16 protein-coding genes are annotated in these 19,013 nt (G+C 40.9%); 5 read left to right on the forward strand and 11 right to left on the reverse strand.

Going from position 1 to position 19,013, the window contains the following annotated elements; genetic code table 11:
* Positions 1-64 precede the first annotated feature (64 nt).
* Positions 65-811: a ferredoxin--NADP(+) reductase gene (fpr, locus tag NBG71_RS17820; RefSeq protein WP_099659468.1), complete on the reverse strand. Its 747-nt coding sequence runs from the start codon at positions 809-811 to the stop codon at positions 65-67.
* Positions 812-1,149: 338 nt separating this feature from the next.
* Here fpr and emrD point away from each other — a divergent pair, with 338 nt between their 5' ends.
* Positions 1,150-2,334, forward strand: coding sequence for a multidrug efflux MFS transporter EmrD (gene emrD, locus NBG71_RS17825; RefSeq protein WP_075672995.1), 1,185 nt, complete (start codon positions 1,150-1,152; stop codon positions 2,332-2,334).
* 101 nt (positions 2,335-2,435) lie between these two features.
* On the opposite strand, the gene glpK is transcribed toward emrD, so the two are convergent.
* Complete coding sequence (glpK, locus tag NBG71_RS17830; RefSeq protein WP_075672994.1) at positions 2,436-3,968, reverse strand: glycerol kinase GlpK; 1,533 nt, start codon at positions 3,966-3,968, stop codon at positions 2,436-2,438.
* A gap of 42 nt (positions 3,969-4,010) precedes the next feature.
* Positions 4,011-4,826, reverse strand: coding sequence for an MIP/aquaporin family protein (locus tag NBG71_RS17835; RefSeq protein ID WP_099659466.1), 816 nt, complete (start codon positions 4,824-4,826; stop codon positions 4,011-4,013).
* Between the two features lie 294 nt (positions 4,827-5,120).
* On the opposite strand from NBG71_RS17835, the gene zapB reads away from it, so the two are divergent.
* Entirely contained in the window at positions 5,121-5,363 is a 243-nt protein-coding gene (gene zapB, locus NBG71_RS17840) for a cell division protein ZapB (RefSeq protein ID WP_036933299.1), read from the forward strand.
* A 94-nt stretch (positions 5,364-5,457) separates the two neighbouring features.
* On the opposite strand, the gene rraA is transcribed toward zapB, so the two are convergent.
* The 7 genes from rraA to priA form a co-directional block, all read right to left on the reverse strand.
* Positions 5,458-5,961 carry a ribonuclease E activity regulator RraA gene (gene rraA / locus NBG71_RS17845; protein WP_075672992.1) on the reverse strand — a complete coding sequence of 168 codons (504 nt, stop codon included), beginning with the start codon at positions 5,959-5,961 and terminating at the stop codon, positions 5,458-5,460.
* A gap of 109 nt (positions 5,962-6,070) precedes the next feature.
* Complete coding sequence (locus NBG71_RS17850; protein ID WP_075672991.1) at positions 6,071-6,988, reverse strand: 1,4-dihydroxy-2-naphthoate polyprenyltransferase; 918 nt, start codon at positions 6,986-6,988, stop codon at positions 6,071-6,073.
* Positions 6,989-7,085: 97 nt separating this feature from the next.
* Positions 7,086-8,420, reverse strand: coding sequence for an ATP-dependent protease ATPase subunit HslU (gene hslU / locus NBG71_RS17855; protein WP_075672990.1), 1,335 nt, complete (start codon positions 8,418-8,420; stop codon positions 7,086-7,088).
* Positions 8,421-8,432: 12 nt separating this feature from the next.
* Positions 8,433-8,963 carry an ATP-dependent protease subunit HslV gene (gene hslV / locus NBG71_RS17860; RefSeq protein WP_006534149.1) on the reverse strand — a complete coding sequence of 177 codons (531 nt, stop codon included), beginning with the start codon at positions 8,961-8,963 and terminating at the stop codon, positions 8,433-8,435.
* A 114-nt stretch (positions 8,964-9,077) separates the two neighbouring features.
* Positions 9,078-9,869, reverse strand: a complete 792-nt coding sequence (locus tag NBG71_RS17865; protein ID WP_250917065.1) for an SPOR domain-containing protein — start codon at positions 9,867-9,869, stop codon at positions 9,078-9,080.
* Between the two features lie 70 nt (positions 9,870-9,939).
* Positions 9,940-10,971 carry a DNA-binding transcriptional regulator CytR gene (gene cytR / locus NBG71_RS17870; RefSeq protein ID WP_072064648.1) on the reverse strand — a complete coding sequence of 344 codons (1,032 nt, stop codon included), beginning with the start codon at positions 10,969-10,971 and terminating at the stop codon, positions 9,940-9,942.
* Positions 10,972-11,277: 306 nt separating this feature from the next.
* Entirely contained in the window at positions 11,278-13,479 is a 2,202-nt protein-coding gene (priA, locus tag NBG71_RS17875; protein ID WP_075672988.1) for a primosomal protein N', read from the reverse strand.
* 203 nt (positions 13,480-13,682) lie between these two features.
* Here priA and rpmE point away from each other — a divergent pair, with 203 nt between their 5' ends.
* Complete coding sequence (gene rpmE / locus NBG71_RS17880) at positions 13,683-13,895, forward strand: 50S ribosomal protein L31 (RefSeq protein WP_006534140.1); 213 nt, start codon at positions 13,683-13,685, stop codon at positions 13,893-13,895.
* Positions 13,896-14,029: 134 nt separating this feature from the next.
* Here the strand turns inward: rpmE and metJ are convergent, their stop codons facing one another.
* Complete coding sequence (gene metJ / locus NBG71_RS17885) at positions 14,030-14,347, reverse strand: met regulon transcriptional regulator MetJ (protein ID WP_006534139.1); 318 nt, start codon at positions 14,345-14,347, stop codon at positions 14,030-14,032.
* Positions 14,348-14,629: 282 nt separating this feature from the next.
* Between metJ and metB the strand changes: the two genes are divergently transcribed.
* Both metB and NBG71_RS17895 read left to right on the forward strand, forming a co-directional pair.
* Positions 14,630-15,790 (forward strand): cystathionine gamma-synthase, encoded by a 1,161-nt coding sequence (metB, locus tag NBG71_RS17890; protein WP_075672987.1) that lies wholly within the window; start codon positions 14,630-14,632, stop codon positions 15,788-15,790.
* 9 nt (positions 15,791-15,799) lie between these two features.
* Positions 15,800-18,238 carry a bifunctional aspartate kinase/homoserine dehydrogenase II gene (locus NBG71_RS17895; protein WP_075672986.1) on the forward strand — a complete coding sequence of 813 codons (2,439 nt, stop codon included), beginning with the start codon at positions 15,800-15,802 and terminating at the stop codon, positions 18,236-18,238.
* Positions 18,239-19,013: the final 775 nt, after the last annotated feature.

Below are 19,013 nucleotides of genomic sequence, written 5' to 3' on the forward strand. Positions count from 1 at the left end.
TCATATTATTAAAATCAAATGAATAAGGGTGAGATAAATAGACTCACCCTTATTTTTTGTATTATTACCAATATTGCTCACTGGTGATATGTCCGGGTTTGCGTCGTAAGTGTTTACGCATTTCCCGTTGTTCTTTTAATAATTGTTGAGTGTCTCTGACCATTTGAGGATTACCACACAACATAATATGGCTCTCTTCTGGGCTGATAGTTAAGCCAACCGTTTTTTCTAAAGCACCACTTTCAATGAGTGCAGGGATACGTCCTGTCAATGAGCCAATATGATTTTCACGGCTGACAACGGTTTGAATGCGTAATTTACCTTGATAACGTTCAACGAGTTTTTCCATCAAAGATAAATAACTTAAATCATTAGCATATCGAACAGCATGAACAAGAACGATATTTTCAAATCGCTCAAGATCGTCTCCTAATTGCAAAATAGATAAATAAGGTCCAATGGCTGTTCCCGTCGAAAGCATCCAAAGCGTATTTACTGTGGGAACCTCTTCTAATACAAAAAAACCGCTGGCTTGCTCAGTTATCAGTACTTCATCACCGACTTCTAGATCACTTAGTTTAGAGCTTAATTTTCCATCAGGAACAGTTACTAGGTAGAACTCTAAATTGGGATCATCTGGTGCGTTTACATAAGAGTAGGCTCGTTGTACTCGCTCGCCATCGATATCTAGCGCTAATTTTGCAAATTGCCCGGCTGTAAACTTATCAATAGGAGCATTGACGACGAGACTCATTAACGCATCGGTCCAGTGATGAACTTGAGTAACTTTTCCATTCACCCAATTTGCCATAGAGATTATCTCCTTTTGATAAACATGCTTATGTTGCTTATTTATTCTAAATAGGAAGCGGCTTTTTATTTATCAAGATGGTGTGGTGATGTGATTAATCTAAGATCCTGTCAATAAATGACACAATATGTACATTTATATTGACAACTATAGTGTGTTTCACTGCCATTATTAGCAAGATAAAAATTGCTGACCACTTCGCAAATTTTGCTAGATTTGTTACCTTAGTCTCATTATTTAGCACAAGTGCATTTCGCAGAGTTTATTTTTATAAATTCTCTGTGGTGTACGCCTGTCCGTTAATTTATTTATCTGAAATTCTTGAGCAAAGAAAAGAAATGAGAAAGTTAGAACATGCAAATTTATTATTATTGATAATTGCACTGGTTGCTGTGGGTCAAATGACTCAAACTATTTATGTTCCTGTTATTGCTGATATGGCGGTTTACTTTGGTGAACCCACTGGGGCGGTACAGCAAGTCATGGGTGCCTATCTTTTTTCTTATGGTTTTTCACAGCTAATTTATGGACCTATTTCCGACAAAGTAGGGCGCCGTCCTGTTATTTTAGTCGGAATGACGATCTTTTGTTTATCAACGCTGGTGGCAATTTTCTCGCAAAATTTAACCACACTGGTTATTGCAAGTACCTTACAAGGGATGGGAACAGGTGTTGCCGGTGTCATGACACGTACTCAACCTCGTGATTTATATACAGGAACTGCATTGCGTTACGCTAATAGCTTATTAAATATGGGTGTTTTAGTTAGCCCATTATTAGCGCCGATGATTGGTGGTGTTGTTGCTCACTTTTTTGGCTGGCATGCGTGTTATATCTTCCTATTATTATTGGGAAGTAGCGTTCTTTTCTGTATGTATCGTTGGATGCCAGAAACGCGCCCAGTACAAGTTGAAAAACGTAAGATGCTATCATCATTTTACTTGCTGCTTTCAAATAGTACCTTCAGTGCATTTTTGATTATGTTGATTTGCGCATTATCCGGTATTGCCGTTTTTGAGGCATCAAGCGGTGTATTAATGGGGGGAGTGCTAGGATTAAATAGTATTACTATCAGTATATTATTTATTTTACCGATCCCGGCGGCATTTTTTGGGGCTTGGTATGCTGGTCGTGAAGGTAAAACCTTTGTACAACTGATGTGGCACTCTGTTTTTTGTTGTTTATCTGCGGGTATTTTAATGTGGATCCCTGGTTGGCTAAATATTATTAATATCTGGACATTACTGGTGCCAGCGGCGCTGTTTTTCTTTGGTGCAGGTATGTTATTCCCATTAGCAACAACTGGTGCGATGGAGCCATTCCCTTATTTGGCCGGTTCAGCTGGTGCGCTGGTGGGTGGTTTACAAAATGTGGGTTCAGGTGTAGCAACATGGTTTTCAGCTTTATTGCCACAGCATAACCAATTTAGTTTAGGGTTGATTATGTTTGCTATGTCAGTGGCTATTATGCTTTGTTGGCTTCCTTTGGCTCATCGTTTTAGCCATGAAGAACATACTATTTAATTGACTGATACAGTAAGTTAAATAAAAAATGCCGAGATAAAAATCTCGGCATTTTAGTTTTGTAGCCTAGGCTACTTCTCTCTCAAACTGTTTTACTGCAATTAACCGCGATCTTCCCACTCTTGAGCGCGAGCAACCGCTTTTTTCCAGCCGTTATAGCGATAGTTACGCTCAGTGGTTTCAATACCAGGGCGGAATTCTTTATCAATCGCCGCTTTGTTTTTGACTTCTTCTAAATCACTCCAGAAACCGATAGCAAGACCCGCAAGGAATGCGGCACCTAATGCGGTACTTTCGCGGACAACAGGGCGCTCTACACGAGTACCTAAAATATCGGATTGGAACTGCATTAAGAAGTTGTTAGCAACAGCGCCACCATCCACACGCAGTGATTGTAAACGCGCACCTGAATCGGCTTGCATTGCATCAAGAACATCGCGTGTTTGATAAGCAATAGATTCTAAAGTTGCACGAATAATGTGATTACGGTTAGCACCACGGGTTAAACCAAAAATAGCACCACGCGCATACGGATCCCAATATGGTGCACCTAAACCTGTAAATGCAGGAACAACATAGACACCATTTGTATCGTTAACTTTTGTTGCGAAGTATTCAGAGTCAGTGGCTTCATCGATCAGTTTTAGCTCATCACGTAGCCATTGAATAGAAGCACCACCAACGAATACTGCACCTTCTAGAGCATAGTTTACTTCACCACGAGGACCACAACAGATTGTTGTTAACAAGCCATGATTAGAGCGAACGGCTTCTTTACCTGTGTTCATCAGTAAGAAGCAACCTGTACCATAGGTATTTTTCGCCATACCGCTTTGTACGCAAAGTTGGCCATAGAGTGCAGCTTGTTGGTCACCCGCCATACCTGCGATAGGAATACGTGTACCACCTTTACCACCAATGTTTGTTTGGCCATAAACTTCGGAAGATGCCACCACTTTTGGTAGCATATTGCGAGGAATATCCAGCAGGTCGAGGATTTTTTGATCCCAATCTAAAGAGTGGATATTAAATAACATGGTACGAGAGGCGTTAGTAAAGTCAGTAACGTGAACGCGGCCTTGTGTCATTTTCCAAACTAACCAAGTATCGACAGTACCGAATAACAATTCACCTTTTTCGGCTTTTTCACGAGCGCCTTCGACGTTGTCGAGGATCCATTTTAATTTTGTACCAGAGAAATAAGGGTCAACCATCAAACCCGTATTTTGACGAATATATTCTTCAACACCTTCTTTATCTTTTAAGCGAGTACAGAAATCCGCAGTACGACGGCATTGCCATACAATCGCATTATAAACAGGTTTACCGGTTTCTTTATCCCATACAATAGTGGTTTCACGTTGGTTTGTGATACCAATACCAGCAACGTGGTCGGATGGAATATCTGCTTTTGCTAATACTTCAACTAAGGTAGCGCTTTGTGTTGCCCAAATTTCCATTGGATCGTGTTCAACCCAGCCTGGTTTAGGATAGATTTGGGTGAATTCACGTTGTGAGATACTGACGATATTTGCATCGTGATCAATGACTACGGCGCGTGAACTGGTTGTGCCCTGATCCAGCGCAACAATGTATTTTTTCTCGGTATTCGATGTATTTGTTTCTGTTGTCATGTTAGTAACCTGTTCTGATAATCAACAATATTGCTCTTAGTTTTATTTATCGTCTTCGATTTTGCAGGTATCGCAAGGTAAGTGGCGGCCAATTAATTTACGATAAGCCAATGCACCTAAGATACCACCGATAAATGGAGCAATCATTGGAACTAAGAAATAAGGGATATCACGTCCACCGGTCAGCGCAATATCACCCCAGCCAGCAAAGTACGCAACCAGTTTTGGACCAAAGTCACGAGCTGGGTTTAAGGCGAATCCAGTTAGTGGACCAAATGCACCACCGATTACGGCAATTAAGATACCAATTAATAAAGGTGCTAATGGGCCTTTAGGGACACCGTTACCATCATCAGTTAAGGCTAAAATTAAGCCAACAAGGATAACGGCAATGATAACTTCGACAACAAAGGCATGTGCAACGGAAATTTGAGCTGCGGGATAAGTAGAGAATACACCGGCAGTGAAGAGACTTTCTTGTGAGCCCCTAACAATGCCATTAACTTGCTCGTAGTCGAGAAAAACGTTGTAGTACATAAAATACACAATGGCTGCGGCAAAGAAGCCACCTAACATTTGTGCAATAATATAAGGAACAACTTTTCTGCGCTCAAAGCAAGCAAATAGCCAAAACGCAACGGTAACAGCAGGGTTCAGGTGTGCACCAGAGGTGCCGGCGGTAAGATAAACGGCTAAGGCAACACCCAGCCCCCAGATAATACTTATCTCCCACAATCCCAGTTGAGCACCTGCAATACGTACTGCAGCAACACAACCAAGACCAAAGAAGACTAGCAACGCAGTTCCGATAAATTCAGAAATGCATTGACCCATAAGAGAGGTTTTCGTCTGGCTCATATATTCTATCCTGAAAGAGGGTTATTTATTGTTAGTATTCTTTTCGAATTGAAAAGATAACTGTGAATTTATCGTTAATGAGCGTAAACGAGAATAAGCGAAATTGAAATTTGTGTGTCTCATCAAGAAAATGAGTGAAAACGCTCTTAATTAGTGACTTGATCGACATTTGTAATGTGATCTGACCAGTGTTTTTGATAAATTGAAAAAAGAATGTAATTCCTCGGAAGATGCTAGACAGTTGTTGATAGGCTACTTACAATCGGAAGTATCGATTATATGGGGGATTACAGTATGTCATTTGAAGTTTTCGAGAAGTTAGAATCAAAAGTACAACAAGCAATTGATACCATCACGTTATTACAGATGGAAATCGAAGAGCTAAAAGAAAAAAATGATGCGCTGAACCAAGAAGTTCAAGAAGCGAAAGGATCGCGCGAAGCTCTGGTTCGTGAAAATGAAGAGCTGAAACAAGAGCAATCAAGCTGGCAAGAGCGTTTACGCGCACTGTTAGGCAAAATGGAAGACGTGCAATAATTGTCTTTATTTGCTTAAAGCCTAAGAAAACAAAAGCCACCTTTTGGTGGCTTTTGAGTATTGAAATCGTAAGAACGCAGATAAAAAGTAATAATTACACTTCAATCAAATCTTCATCTAAGCCTAATGGCTCTTCAGATAAGATGATCCCTGTGTTATCAGCATAAAGATAATCACCAGAGAAGAAGGTAACGCCCCCGAAGTTAACACGGATATCACTTTCACCAATGCCTTCACTTGGACAACCTGCCGGGATAGCTGCCATCGCTTGAATACCTAAATCAAGCTCTGATAATGCATCAACTTGACGTACTGCACCATAAACGACAATGCCTTCCCATTCATTAGAAACAGCGAGTTGCGCTAGTTCAGCATCAACTAAGGCTTTACGTACAGAGCCACCGCCATCGACCAAAAGAATACGGCCTTTGCCATTTTCTTCGAGTAAGTCATAAAGCAGGCCATTATCTTCAAAACATTTAACGGTGATGATTTGCCCGTTAAAGGCACTTTGACCACCAAAGTTTGAGAAAAGCGGTTCTACGACATTGATATCTTCTTGATAGATATCACAGAGTTCAGAAGTATCATATTTCATAGGAGATTACGTCAGGTTGCCACAGGAAATCCCAGTATATCCCTTAACAGGGGCGGTTGGCAAAAGACTCACTGAAAATTCAGTGAGTCAAATCAACAATCGAGTGAAATTATTCTAAAACTAAACCTAAAGAGAAAAGAACGTTAGTTAGCAGTGCTGCTTTTACCATGTGTTCGAGTAGAGGGCGCATCGCCTCACCAGAGTGATCGGCATTTACACGCTTGATATGCAATAAAAGCATTGGGGTTGCGAGTAAAAATAACCACGCTGTCCAGCGGTGCATATAAAGTAGGGTAAAGATAATTAAGCAAGCAATAGAGAGAAAAATAACACACGTATGGTAAGTACGTGAGCCAGCAGGGCCTAAACGAACAGCTAATGTATTTTTACCTGCCTGAATATCACTTTCTAAATCGCGCATATTATTAATATTTAGAACAGCGACAGAAAGTAAACCACAGGCTGTGGCTGGAAGTAGAGTAACAATATCAAAGGTATTCGATTGCAAGTAATAAGTTCCGATGACACTTAACCAGCCAAAGAAAATTAAAACAGAAATATCACCCAGTCCCATATATCCATAAGGCCGTTTACCCACGGTATAAGTAATAGCGGCAACAATAGCGAGTAAACCCATCACTAAGAAGCCAATAGCGTCTTCAGGCTTTTTACAGGCGACAATAATCAGTGCAATACCACAGATACAGGAAATAATAACATTTAGGATCAGCGCTTTTTTCATTTGAGCCGCTGTTATCATGCCTTTTTGCATTCCACGAAGTGGCCCTAAACGCTCTTCAGTATCCGTACCTTTTACGGCATCACCATAGTCATTAGCAAGGTTCGATAGGATTTGTAACGTTCCCGCTGTTAATATAGCAAGCAGTGCAATAGGTAGCTCAAAATGACCCATCCAATACGCTAATGCTGAACCTGTCACAATGGCAATTAACCCTAAAGGGAGTGTTTTGGGTCGTAAACTTTCAAGCCAGGCTTGAGTCCGGCTAGTGGAATTTAGAGAGCTCATGCTGAAATTCGATACTCATGTTCGTTGTTATTATAAAAATAAGAATGGGAGGCAAGCCTCCCACGTAAATATTGCTGATAAGGATCGCACAAGTTGATTATAAAATAAATCGACTCAGATCTTCATCTGCTACAAGCTCATCCAGATGCTGTTTCACATATTCTGCATCAATCAATACTGATTGACCTTGACGTTCACTTGCATCATAGGAAATTTCTTCCATCAAACGCTCTAAAACAGTATGTAAACGACGAGCACCGATATTTTCAGTGGTTTCGTTTACGCGCCATGCTGATTCAGCAATTTTGCGAATACCGTCTTCGGTAAAGCTAATGGACACACCCTCGGTAGCCATTAATGCTTCATACTGTTTTGTTAATGATGCATTAGGTTCAGTTAGAATACGCTCAAAATCTTCTGCTGTCAGCGCTTGAAGTTCAACGCGAATTGGCAGACGTCCTTGTAATTCAGGAATTAAATCAGAAGGACTTGAAACTTGGAAAGCGCCTGATGCAATAAATAGAATATGGTCTGTTTTTACCATACCGTGTTTTGTTGAAACTGTACAACCTTCAACCAGTGGTAAGAGGTCACGTTGTACACCTTCACGAGAAACGTCAGGGCCAGAACTTTGTCCGCCACGTTTACAGATTTTGTCTACTTCATCAATAAAGACGATACCGTGTTGTTCTACCGCATCAATAGCTTGCTGTTTAAGCTCTTCAGGGTTAACTAATTTAGCGGCTTCTTCTTCAACAATAAGCTTAAACGCATCTTTGATTTTCATCTTGCGCGCTTTTTGTTTTTGACCTGCTAAATTTTGGAACATAGATTGTAATTGGTTAGTCATCTCTTCCATTCCTGGAGGAGCCATAATTTCAACACCCATTGGTGTTGCAGATAACTCAATTTCAATCTCTTTATCGTCTAATTGGCCTTCACGTAATTTTTTACGGAAAGATTGACGTGCAGCTGATGGTTCTGATGCTTGCTCTGCTACACCCCAGTTATTTTTTGCTGGTGGGATCAGTACATCAAGGATACGCTCTTCAGCCATTTCCTCAGCACGGAAACGATTTTTATCAATAGCTTGGCTACGTACCATTTTAACCGCAGAGTCGGTTAAATCACGGATAATAGAATCGACTTCTTTACCCACATAACCCACTTCGGTGAATTTCGTCGCTTCAACTTTGATGAAAGGTGCGTTTGCCAATTTTGCTAAACGGCGTGCAATTTCAGTTTTACCTACACCAGTAGGTCCAATCATCAGAATATTTTTAGGTGTTACTTCATGACGCAGCGCTTCATCAAGCTGCATACGACGCCAGCGGTTACGTAGGGCAATCGCCACAGCACGTTTCGCTTTATCTTGACCAATAATAAATCTATCAAGTTCGCTGGCAATCTCGCGAGGAGTCATTTCAGACATGCTCTCTAATCCTTACTCTTTTGAAGAGAGTTCTTCAAAGTTGACATTATGGTTAGTGTAAATACAGATATCTCCAGCGATGCTAAGTGCTTTTTCAGCAATTTCTCGTGCAGAGAGTTCAGTATTTTCTAGCATAGCTCTAGCCGCTGCTTGTGCATAAGGGCCACCAGAACCGATAGCAATTAAATCGTTTTCTGGTTGAACCACATCACCATTACCCGTGATGATAAGAGATGTATTTTCATCTGCAACAGCAAGCAACGCTTCTAATTTGCGTAGCATTCTGTCTGTGCGCCAATCTTTAGCAAGTTCTACCGCAGCTTTCGTTAAATGCCCTTGGTGAAGTTCTAATTTGCGCTCAAACAGTTCAAAAAGAGTAAAAGCATCAGCAGTGCCGCCAGCAAATCCCGCAATGACTTTGTCGTTATAAAGACGGCGTACTTTGCGAACATTGCCTTTCATGACGGTATTACCCATCGTCGCCTGTCCATCACCACCGATTACAACTTGGCCCTTACGGCGAACACTTACGATTGTAGTCATGAGTCAGCCCCTGGTTTAATCAATAAAAAAATGAGACGGGAAGTGCCTTTATTTAAGATAAAGCACGGCCCGTTGTGTGAATTAGAATTATAGGTGGGGGAGAAAATTTATTTTTCAACCCCCAGAAGAGCGAAGAATACAACCTGATACGCCAGCTCCAGCTGCTTGTTTACTCACTGAGTTGGCTTTTCCTTTATTGTAAGGGCCTGATAAAACGCGGATCCAACCATCATTGCCTTTTGTTACTCGGCTTTCAACACCAGAAAAAGCTAGTGTTGCTCTTACTGATTCAGCTTGTTCGGTATTTCTAAATGAGCCACATTGCACTAAAAAGTTTGCTTCAGTGACAGCAGGTTTAGGCGGTGTAACAATCGCAGGTGCTTGCGGTTGTTGAGTTTGTACAGGCTGTTGTGTAACAGAAGGTGTTGTTATTGCAGGTGGTGTTACAACCACTTGTGAGCGAGGTACTTCACCATTGTAAGGCACTTCTGGTAGTTGAACGGCAGGTTGACGCTTATCCGCTTCAATTTGTTGTAAAAAACGCAACTGCTCAGGTGAAAGTGTTGCTTTCGGATTAATCTGGCTACCCGATGAAGGGTATTCAGGTTGTAAAGGCGTACCTACCTGACGATTTTCCAATTCTTTAATATATTGCCAACGCTCTTGAGGTTTGGGCGGTAGGCTATTCGCTGGATGTTGCCCAGTGATAGTCGGCGTTGTTTCTACGGCTTCTTTTTTATTATGTGTAATAAAATAGAGGCCGCCGATAAACAGCGCCACAATAGCGATTGCCGCGATAAGCGTTGTTAAAGGCAGCCCTTTAGCAGCCTTTTTGCTTTTACTTTTCGTTGCCTTTTTACGACGAGCAGATGTCTGCCCTCGTCCCACATAGTCTCGTTGTGCCACAGTTCGATTCGCTGATAATTAAAGGAATAGGTATCACAAACGATATGTTACTTAACATAGTGTGTTTTGCCTAGCTTTTAAGCCGACAGACACTATCTCTTATAATTAGCTCACAATCTAATAAGCGAGAGCCTGGTGCGACAGGCCTACCTTGTAATTGGTCAAGTAATAACAACATAGATTCACGACCAATCTGATAACGAGGTTGTTCCATTGTTGTCAGAGCAGGCTCGCTATAACGTGTAATATCAAGATTATCAAAACCAATCACAGAGAGATCTTTAGGAAGTTCCAATCCTAATTTTTTCGCCTGCCACATAACGCCAATTGCCATAATATCACTATGACAGAACACAGCTGTCGGTGGTTCAGGTAAAGAAATCAGCTTTTTCAGACTTTCTGCACCGCTTTCATGGGTAAAATCACCACGAATAATATAATCTTCGCGCAAAGGTACGCCCGTTCTACGCATAGCTTGAATATAGCCTTGCAAGCGATAACGGCATAAAGGCATATCTTCAGGGCCTGTAATACAGGCAATACGCTTATGACCCATTTGCTGTAAATAGTGTGTTGCTCTAAAAGATGCAGTGAGATTATCAATATGGACGGTAGGTAATTCGAGTTCAGGTGCAAACTCATTTGCCATGATCATCGGTGGTAAATTTTTCTGTTCTTCTTTGGAAACATCAAAAGGGATGTGTGAGCCAAGAAGTAACATACCGTCAATTTGTTTGGTAATAATAAGATTAATAAAGGCATTTTCATGTTTTTGCTGATGCTTACAATCACCAATTAACACGAGATAGCCATGTTGTGCAGCGGTTTCTTCGATGCCACACACAACATCAGTAAAAAATGGATCGCTGATGTTAGGTACGATCACAAGGATCGTTTTTGACTCGTTACGCTTAAGGTTCTTTGACAGGTTATGCGGGTAATAGCCCACATCAAGAACAGCCTGTTCAACTTTCTGACGGGTTTGTGAGGATACTTTTTCCGGATTCATTAAAGTACGTGACACAGTTGCTGTGGACACGCCGGCTGCAAGGGCAACATCTTTCATTGTTGCTTGCGTATTATCTTTATTATTCTGTTGCAAACCCCATACCTCCCTTTTGGATGGTTTAGTTAAACGATTGCTTTTTTATTGCAAAAAAACCGCCAATATTCAAAAAAGGATTTTATCGACGGTTTTTAATTCAAGAAATATTCTAAATTGTTATTCTACCCGCTTTTTAAATAGATTCTGTTACCTAGTTTGCATAAAAAGTGTGATACCAATCGTTTTTATGAGGTAGTTCGCAAAATTGATAAATAGTCTTGGGTGGTAACGAGTATTCGAGCGAAGCTATACCCTCAACATACGTCTGGCTAAAATACATTCAACTTAGGTTGAAAAAGACACTTAACAATCTGTTGGGTCGACGTCAATATTCCATTTCACTTTTTTACTCTCAGGTAAGGCGACAATTTGAGGATAAGTGACAGACATTAATTTTTGTAAATAACCCCGAGAAGGATGCTGGAGCAATAATTGCCAACGATAATTTCCACCTCGTTTAGCTTGAATTGCAGGAACGGGCCCCATTACCCACAAATTAGTGTCTCGCATTGGATGTTGTTCAAAAAACTGTTTGAGTTGTCGCAAGAACTGAGGCGCACGTTGATTATTGTGATCTTCAGAGCGGATCATGATATGGCTCGAATAAGGAGGTAAAAAAGTTGCTTGTCGCTCCTGTAAAGCTTCTTTAGTAAAAGCCTCATAGCCTTTTTCTAATAATGTCAGCAAAAGAGGGTGATCAGGCTGGTGAGTTTGTAAATATACCGCGCCTTGTTTACCTGCACGGCCAGCACGACCTGACACTTGTATATAAAGCTGAGCAAAGCGTTCGGCTGCACGAAAATCACTGGAGAACAGAGCGCCATCCACATCAAGCAAAGCCACTAAGGTGACATCGGGAAAGTGATGCCCTTTGGCTAACATCTGTGTACCGATAAGAATACGTGAACCACCTTGATAAATATCTTCCAGCTGTTGCTCTAAAGCGCCTTTGCGGCTTGTTGTATCTTTATCAATTCGCGTCACTGGCGTATCAGGAAATAATTCACCAATCCCTTGCTCAAGTTGTTCTGTTCCTAATCCTACCGGCATTAAATTCGTTGAGCCACATTGTGGACATTGTGCTGGAATTCGTCGCTGACTATCACATTGATGGCAACGTAACATGCCATGTTTTTGATGGAGAGTGTAATAGTGATCACAGCGAGGACATTCTGCTATCCAGCCACATTCATGACATAACAATGCAGGAGAAAATCCACGGCGATTTAAAAAGAGCATCACTTGGTTACCTGCATTAAGGTGCTCTTTTATCGCTTTAATAAGAATTGGAGACAATCCCGTTGTCAGAGGTTGCCCCTTTAAATCAATTAAATGCTCTGTTGCAGGTTTTGCATTACCTGCACGTTGAGTTAGTGTGAGTTGTTGATATTTCTTTTGCTCAACATTAAAACTGGTTTCAATTGATGGGGTTGCGGTTCCCATTACGATAGGAATATTTTCTTGCTTTGCACGAAAAACGGCGAGATCACGTGCATGGTAACGCCAACCATCTTGTTGTTTATAAGAGCCATCATGCTCTTCATCGATAATGATAATGCCAAGATGCTGAAAAGGGGTTAGAAGTGCCGAACGCGTACCGATAATAATGGCATTGTCACCTCGCTTTGCACGTAACCAAACAGCTAAGCGTTCCGTATCATTTAAACCAGAATGCAACACATCTACTGGGGCATTAAAGCGAGCCTTAAAGCGGCGAATTGTTTGAGGTGTTAAGCCAATCTCAGGCACTAGAACTAAGGCTTGCTTACCTTGTGCGAGAATTTTTTCTAAAACACTTAAATAAACTTCCGTTTTTCCTGATCCTGTAATACCTAATAATAACCAAGGTGAGAATTGATCGGCCTGGGCAGTGATTGCTCCTACGGCAATAGCTTGTTCTGTGTTTAATTTAAAGCGTTCACCTTGAACAGCAAGACTGTTTTGCCAGTGTATAGGCGTCGGTTGAATAGGTCGGAGATCGGCAAACTCTTTCTTTTTTAAGTTATTGAGTGTTGCTGTTGTGATCTCAAATTCATCAAGTTGATGGCGATATAACGGTGTACGGCGAAGGGCTGCTAAGGCTTGTTGCTGTTTTTTCGCCCCTTTTAAACTATTGAGGTCGAGATTAATCCCTTCTTCTGTGGCATACCATTGCCATAATGGGGTGAATTCTGCGGGTTTCCCTTGCCGTAATAAAATTGGCATAGCGTGAAATAACACTTCTCCCAAAGGATAGTGATAGTAAGCGGATGCCCAATTTAACATATCCCATAGAACCCCCGGAAAGAGTGTTTCGCTATCAAGGACTTCATCAATAGGCTTTAGCTTTTCGATAGGAAACTCACTGTGTGTACTGAGTCCTTTGACAATACCAAGAGAGCGACGTTTATTGCCAAAAGGCACGATCACTCGACTGCCAACAACAGGCGTGTCGATCCCTTCTGGTAACAGATAATCAAAAGAGGAGAACAGTGGTACAGGTAAAATTACCTGAACTATAGTCATATCAGGGGTTCCGAGAGTTTTAGCGAAAAGGTGACCTTAAGAATATCACAAAAAGTGTGCAGATTTCATTGCGCGTTTAGTGGATATTCTGTATGATCCGCCCCCTTTGGTAGATAAATTACCAAACACTTAATTTCAATCAACACGACGTGTGGTGTTCGGCTGTGGGCTGAATGGCGACACGGCCTTAGTAGAGGTTTTCCATGCAAAAAGATATCCATCCTAAATACGAAGAAATTACTGCATCTTGCTCTTGCGGTAACGTTATGAAAATTAACTCCACTGCAGGTCATAACCTGAATCTGGACGTTTGTGACAAATGCCACCCATTCTATACTGGTAAACAACGTGATGTTGCAACTGGTGGTCGTGTTGATCTGTTCAACAAACGCTTCAAAATTCCAGGCAGCAAATAAGATATTTGTTGTCACAAGATGTCAGCCTAGCCTGGCATCTTGCAGACAGTTCGGAATTGAAAAAAAGCCCAAAGTTTTTGCTTTGGGCTTTTTTGTTCGTGTTAATCAAGCAATAAGTCAAAAATTGACGCTGATTAATACTCCCAAGTATCGGGATCAACCCCGCGCTGGCGCATTATTTCTTTTGCCTCTTCAGGGATTTCATCGTTACGTTCTTTACGTAAGTCTTCATCATTTGGGAGAGGCTGTCCGGTAAATGCGTGCAAAAATGCTTCACACAATAATTCACTATTGGTTGCATGTTTTAGGTTATTAACCTGACGGCGAGTGCGTTCATCAGTCAAAATTTTCAACACTTTCAATGGAATTGAAACTGTAATTTTTTTAACTTGCTCACTCTTTTTGCCATGCTCAGCGTAAGGGCTGATATATTCACCGTTCCATTCAGCCATGGATTACCTTAATTAATATCATTTAGTTGAAGTCAGAATAGGGTTAACCCACATTCTGATGGGCAATACCAGTTTATCATGACTTTTCTAAAACCACCGACCCTTCTAGCTGAAGGTGAGAGAAAAAGTAATAGTCACTGGCGATATTCTCAATGCACGTATTATTCCATTACTTAATCTATCCGTAAAGGAGTTTAGATGGCTAGATGTATTGACGTCTTGGTGTCTAATTGGATATGCTGTTGCAGACTTCTCCACTTATCGCTGTGACAAGGTGCCTGTATGACGAAGAAAACAGCAACAATTGCTATCCATAATGGGCTAAACGAAGACACTCAGTTTGGTTGTGTCGTACCGCCTATCTATCTTTCTAGTACCTATAATTTTTTAGAATTTAATCAGCCTCGCGATCATGATTATTCTCGTCGAGGTAATCCAACACGCGATATGGTGCAAAAGGCATTAGCAGAGCTAGAAGGTGGCGTAGGCGCAGTTGTCACTAGTAGTGGAATGTCAGCAATTCATTTAATTTGCACTGTTTTTCTAAAACCTGGCGATGTGATTGTTGCACCTCATGATTGTTATGGGGGAAGTTATCGTCTTTTTAACAGTCAACAAGCGCGTGGTGCCTACCGTGTGATTTTTGTTGATCAAAATGATGATGTCGCACTTAAGCAGGCTTTAGCGCATCACCCCAAAATTGTTTTTATTGAAACACCAAGTAATCCTCTTTTAAGAATAACGGATATTCAAAAAATAAGTGAGCTTGCTCATCAGCAAGGTGCTCTAGTGGTTGCTGACAACACCTTTATGAGCCCTGTTTTGCAAAAGCCATTAGCATTAGGAGCAGATATTGTTGTGCATTCATGTACAAAATATCTCAATGGACACTCAGATATTGTCGCAGGTGTTGTTATCTGTCAGTGTCAGAAACAGCTTGAGGAGCTAAGCTGGTGGGCGAATAATATTGGCGTCACTTCTGGCGCATTTGATAGCTATTTATTATTAAGAGGTATAAGAACATTAGTGCCTCGAATTCGACTTCAACAAGAAAATGCACAGGCATTAGTGGCGTTTTTACAAACACAGCCTTTAGTCGAAAAAATGTATTACCCCGCACTGAAAAATCATGTTGGTCATCAAATAGCAAAAAAACAGCAACAAGGTTTCGGTGCGATGTTAAGTTTTGAGTTAAAAGGGGGATTGGATGTGATTAAACTCTTTTTATCTCAATTAACACTCTTTACACTGGCAGAATCTTTAGGTGGGGTAGAGACCTTAATTTGTCACCCTGCCACCATGACACATGCAGGTATGTCAGAAGAAGCGAAAAAAATAGCAGGGATCAGCCCCTCATTACTTCGTATCTCGGTGGGTATTGAAGATAGTCAGGATTTAATCAACGATTTGCAAAGTGCGTTTGATGCAGCAACTAAAAGGTAACCATGGATCATGAGCGTAGTGGCGATTAAACAACAGGCGGAGCCGATTTGCCGTCAGTTACATAAATTCGGTGGTAGCAGTCTTGCGGACATAAAATGTTATCAACGTGTCGTGAATATCATGACGAACTATAGCCAACCTAATGACCTAATGGTGGTTTCTGCGGCGGGCTCGACGACGAATCAGTTGATTAGCTGGCTGAAACTTAGCCAAAGTGATCGTATTTCTGCCCATCAAGTTCAGCAAACTTTGCGTCGTTACCAGTTATCTTTAATTGAAGGGTTACTTTCAAAAGAGAATGCAGAATTACTCTCTCAAGCCTTTATTGCTGATCTTGAACGCTTAAGCTATTTGTTGGATAAACCGATTACAGACGCGACTTATGCAGAAGTTGTCGGTCACGGTGAAATTTGGTCTGCAAGATTAATGGCGAAATTGCTTACAGAGCAAGGTTTACCTAGTGTGTGGTTAGATGCGCGTGAATTTTTATGTGCTGAGAGAGCAGCTCAGCCTCAAGTGAACGAAACTTTATCTCGTCCATTATTACAATCACTATTAGCTAAACATCCCGAAAGCCGTTTTGTCGTAACCGGTTTTATTAGTCGCAACCAACAAGGTGAAACGGTCTTATTAGGTCGTAACGGCAGCGACTACTCTGCAACACAAGTAGGTGCTTTAGCTGATGTCGGTAAAGTAACAATTTGGAGTGATGTTGCGGGTGTTTATAGTGCAGACCCTCGCAAAGTAAAAGATGCTTGTTTATTACCATTGTTGCGTTTAGATGAAGCGAGCGAATTGGCTCGATTGGCCGCGCCGGTTTTACATACACGTACACTTCAACCCGTTTCAGGCAGTAATATTGATTTGCAACTTCGTTGTAGTTATCAACCAGAACAGGGTTCAACTCGTATAGAACGTGTTTTGGCATCAGGTACGGGTGCTAAAATCGTTACTAGCCATGATGATGTTTGTTTGATTGAACTCCAACTTCCATCTCATCAAAACTTTGAACAAGTGGCGAAAGAGGTTGATGAATTACTTAAACGTGCGCAAATCCGTCCTTTAGCTACGGGTGTTGATAAAGACAGCCAACTTTTACAGCTTTGCTATACCAGTGAAGTCGCTAACAGTGCATTAGATGTATTACAAGATGCGGTTTTACCGGGAAAATTACATCTACGAGAAGGCTTCTCACTAGTAGCTTTAGTCGGTGCAGGTGTTTGTAAAAATCCACTCCATTGTCATCGTTTCTATCAACAACTTAAAGACCAACCGGTTGAATTTATTTGGCATGCTGAAGATAACATCAGCTTAGTTGCAGTGTTACGTAATTATACCGAGCATCTACTGCAAGGTTTACATCAAACTCTATTTAGAGCTGAAAAACAGATTGGCTTAGTGCTGTTTGGTAAAGGAAATATTGGTTCACGTTGGTTAGAATTGTTTGCTCGCGAACAAGAGCCTTTGTCAGCACGTAGTGATTTTGAATTTATTCTTGCGGGTGTCGTTGATAGCCGTCGTAGTTTACTTGATTATCAAGGTATTAACCCAAGCCGTGCATTGGCTTTCTTTGATGAGGAAGCGACAGAGCATAATGAAGAGTCGCTGTATCTTTGGATGAGAGCTCACCCTTATGATGATTTAGTGGTTGTTGATATTACGGCTAATGAGTCTCTTGCTGCCTCTTATGAAGATTTTGCTAGCTACGGTTTTCATGTTATCAGTGCAAATAAGATTGCTGGCTCGGCTTCAAGTTTACGTTATCGTGCCACACGAGATGCTTTTTCTAAAACAGGTCGCCATTGGTTATATAACGCAACAGTCGGTGCGGGTTTACCAATTAATCATACGGTGCGTGATTTGCGTGAAAGTGGTGACACAATTTTATCAATTAGCGGTATTTTCTCTGGCACGCTCTCTTGGTTATTCTTGCAATTTGATGGCACAGTGCCTTTTAGTGAGCTGGTGGAACAGGCTTGGCAACAAGGATTAACCGAGCCTGATCCACGAATCGATTTATCAGGGCAAGATGTGATGCGTAAACTGGTTATTCTTGCTCGCGAAGCTGGTTATGACATCGAGCCAGAACAAGTCCGAGTTGAATCTTTAGTACCTGTACAAGCTGAAACGGGATCGCTAGAAGAGTTTTTTGATAACAGTGCATTGATCAATGAACAAATGGCACAACGATTAGCTGCCGCAAATGAAATGGATATGGTATTACGTTATATCGCCCGTTTTGATGCTAATGGTAAAGCAAAAGTCGGTGTTGAAGCTGTGAGAAAAGATCATCCTCTTGCCTCGCTATTACCGGGTGATAATTTATTTGCGATTGAAAGCCGTTGGTATCGTGATAACCCTCTTGTGATCAGAGGGCCGGGAGCTGGCAGAGACGTGACCGCAGGCGCAATTCAGTCAGATTTAAACCGCCTTTCTCAGTTACTGTAATTCAAATTTTTCTCTTTTATAAAGATTATCAGCAGGTTATTTTTTGCTGATAATCTTTTGTCATTTTTGTGTCATATCACCCAATTTTTTTAAATTCTTTAGCTATACTTGAATTATCTCTAGTCACAAAGGAGCGATTGATGTCAAAAGTAGTAAGACAGATTGTCCCACTAAGAAATGAAATGACGGAGGTGAACCATCAAGCTAAAGAGAACTTTTGTCAGTAGCTCATGATGTGAAATTTAAGCGTCTTGAGTGGAAGTTGAAGTACGGTTACAACGTGTTTGAACGTTATTAAGAGTACAATTCGATTAACCACATTATTTACAACAGACAATTTAATTTACTGAAAGAAAATTCGTTATTCTTAATTTAAAGCGCTGATATTCAGCGCTTTATTCGTTTTTATCTTATGAAAATCTTAATCGGAAATCGTGATCTAGTAAAAATGTAAAAAAGAATAAAAATAAGCGATGAAATAGAAACACGAGTTATAGCCCCACCAGCGAAATTAGCTAAAAATCAAAAAAGCGGACCAGACAATTTATCAATATTAAAAAAAATCATCTAAATTTTTCACCAGATAAATTTTCACGTATCTTCCCCTTTTTAGTAAAAAACTCTTCGTAGTAGATAAGAAACGAAAAAAAGTCCTTATTCTTGCTAAAATTGAGCTAGAACAGCATGAATATTAGCCATTCTTATAAGACTAAAGCCGTAATTAAATTTCAGAAAAATCCCCCAAAACGATTATTTTCTGATATGAATAGTAAGC

Origin of the sequence: Proteus sp. FZP2095 (assembly GCF_023701425.1) — a bacterium.
In the GTDB taxonomy this organism is placed as follows: Bacteria; Pseudomonadota; Gammaproteobacteria; order Enterobacterales; family Enterobacteriaceae; genus Proteus; species Proteus cibarius.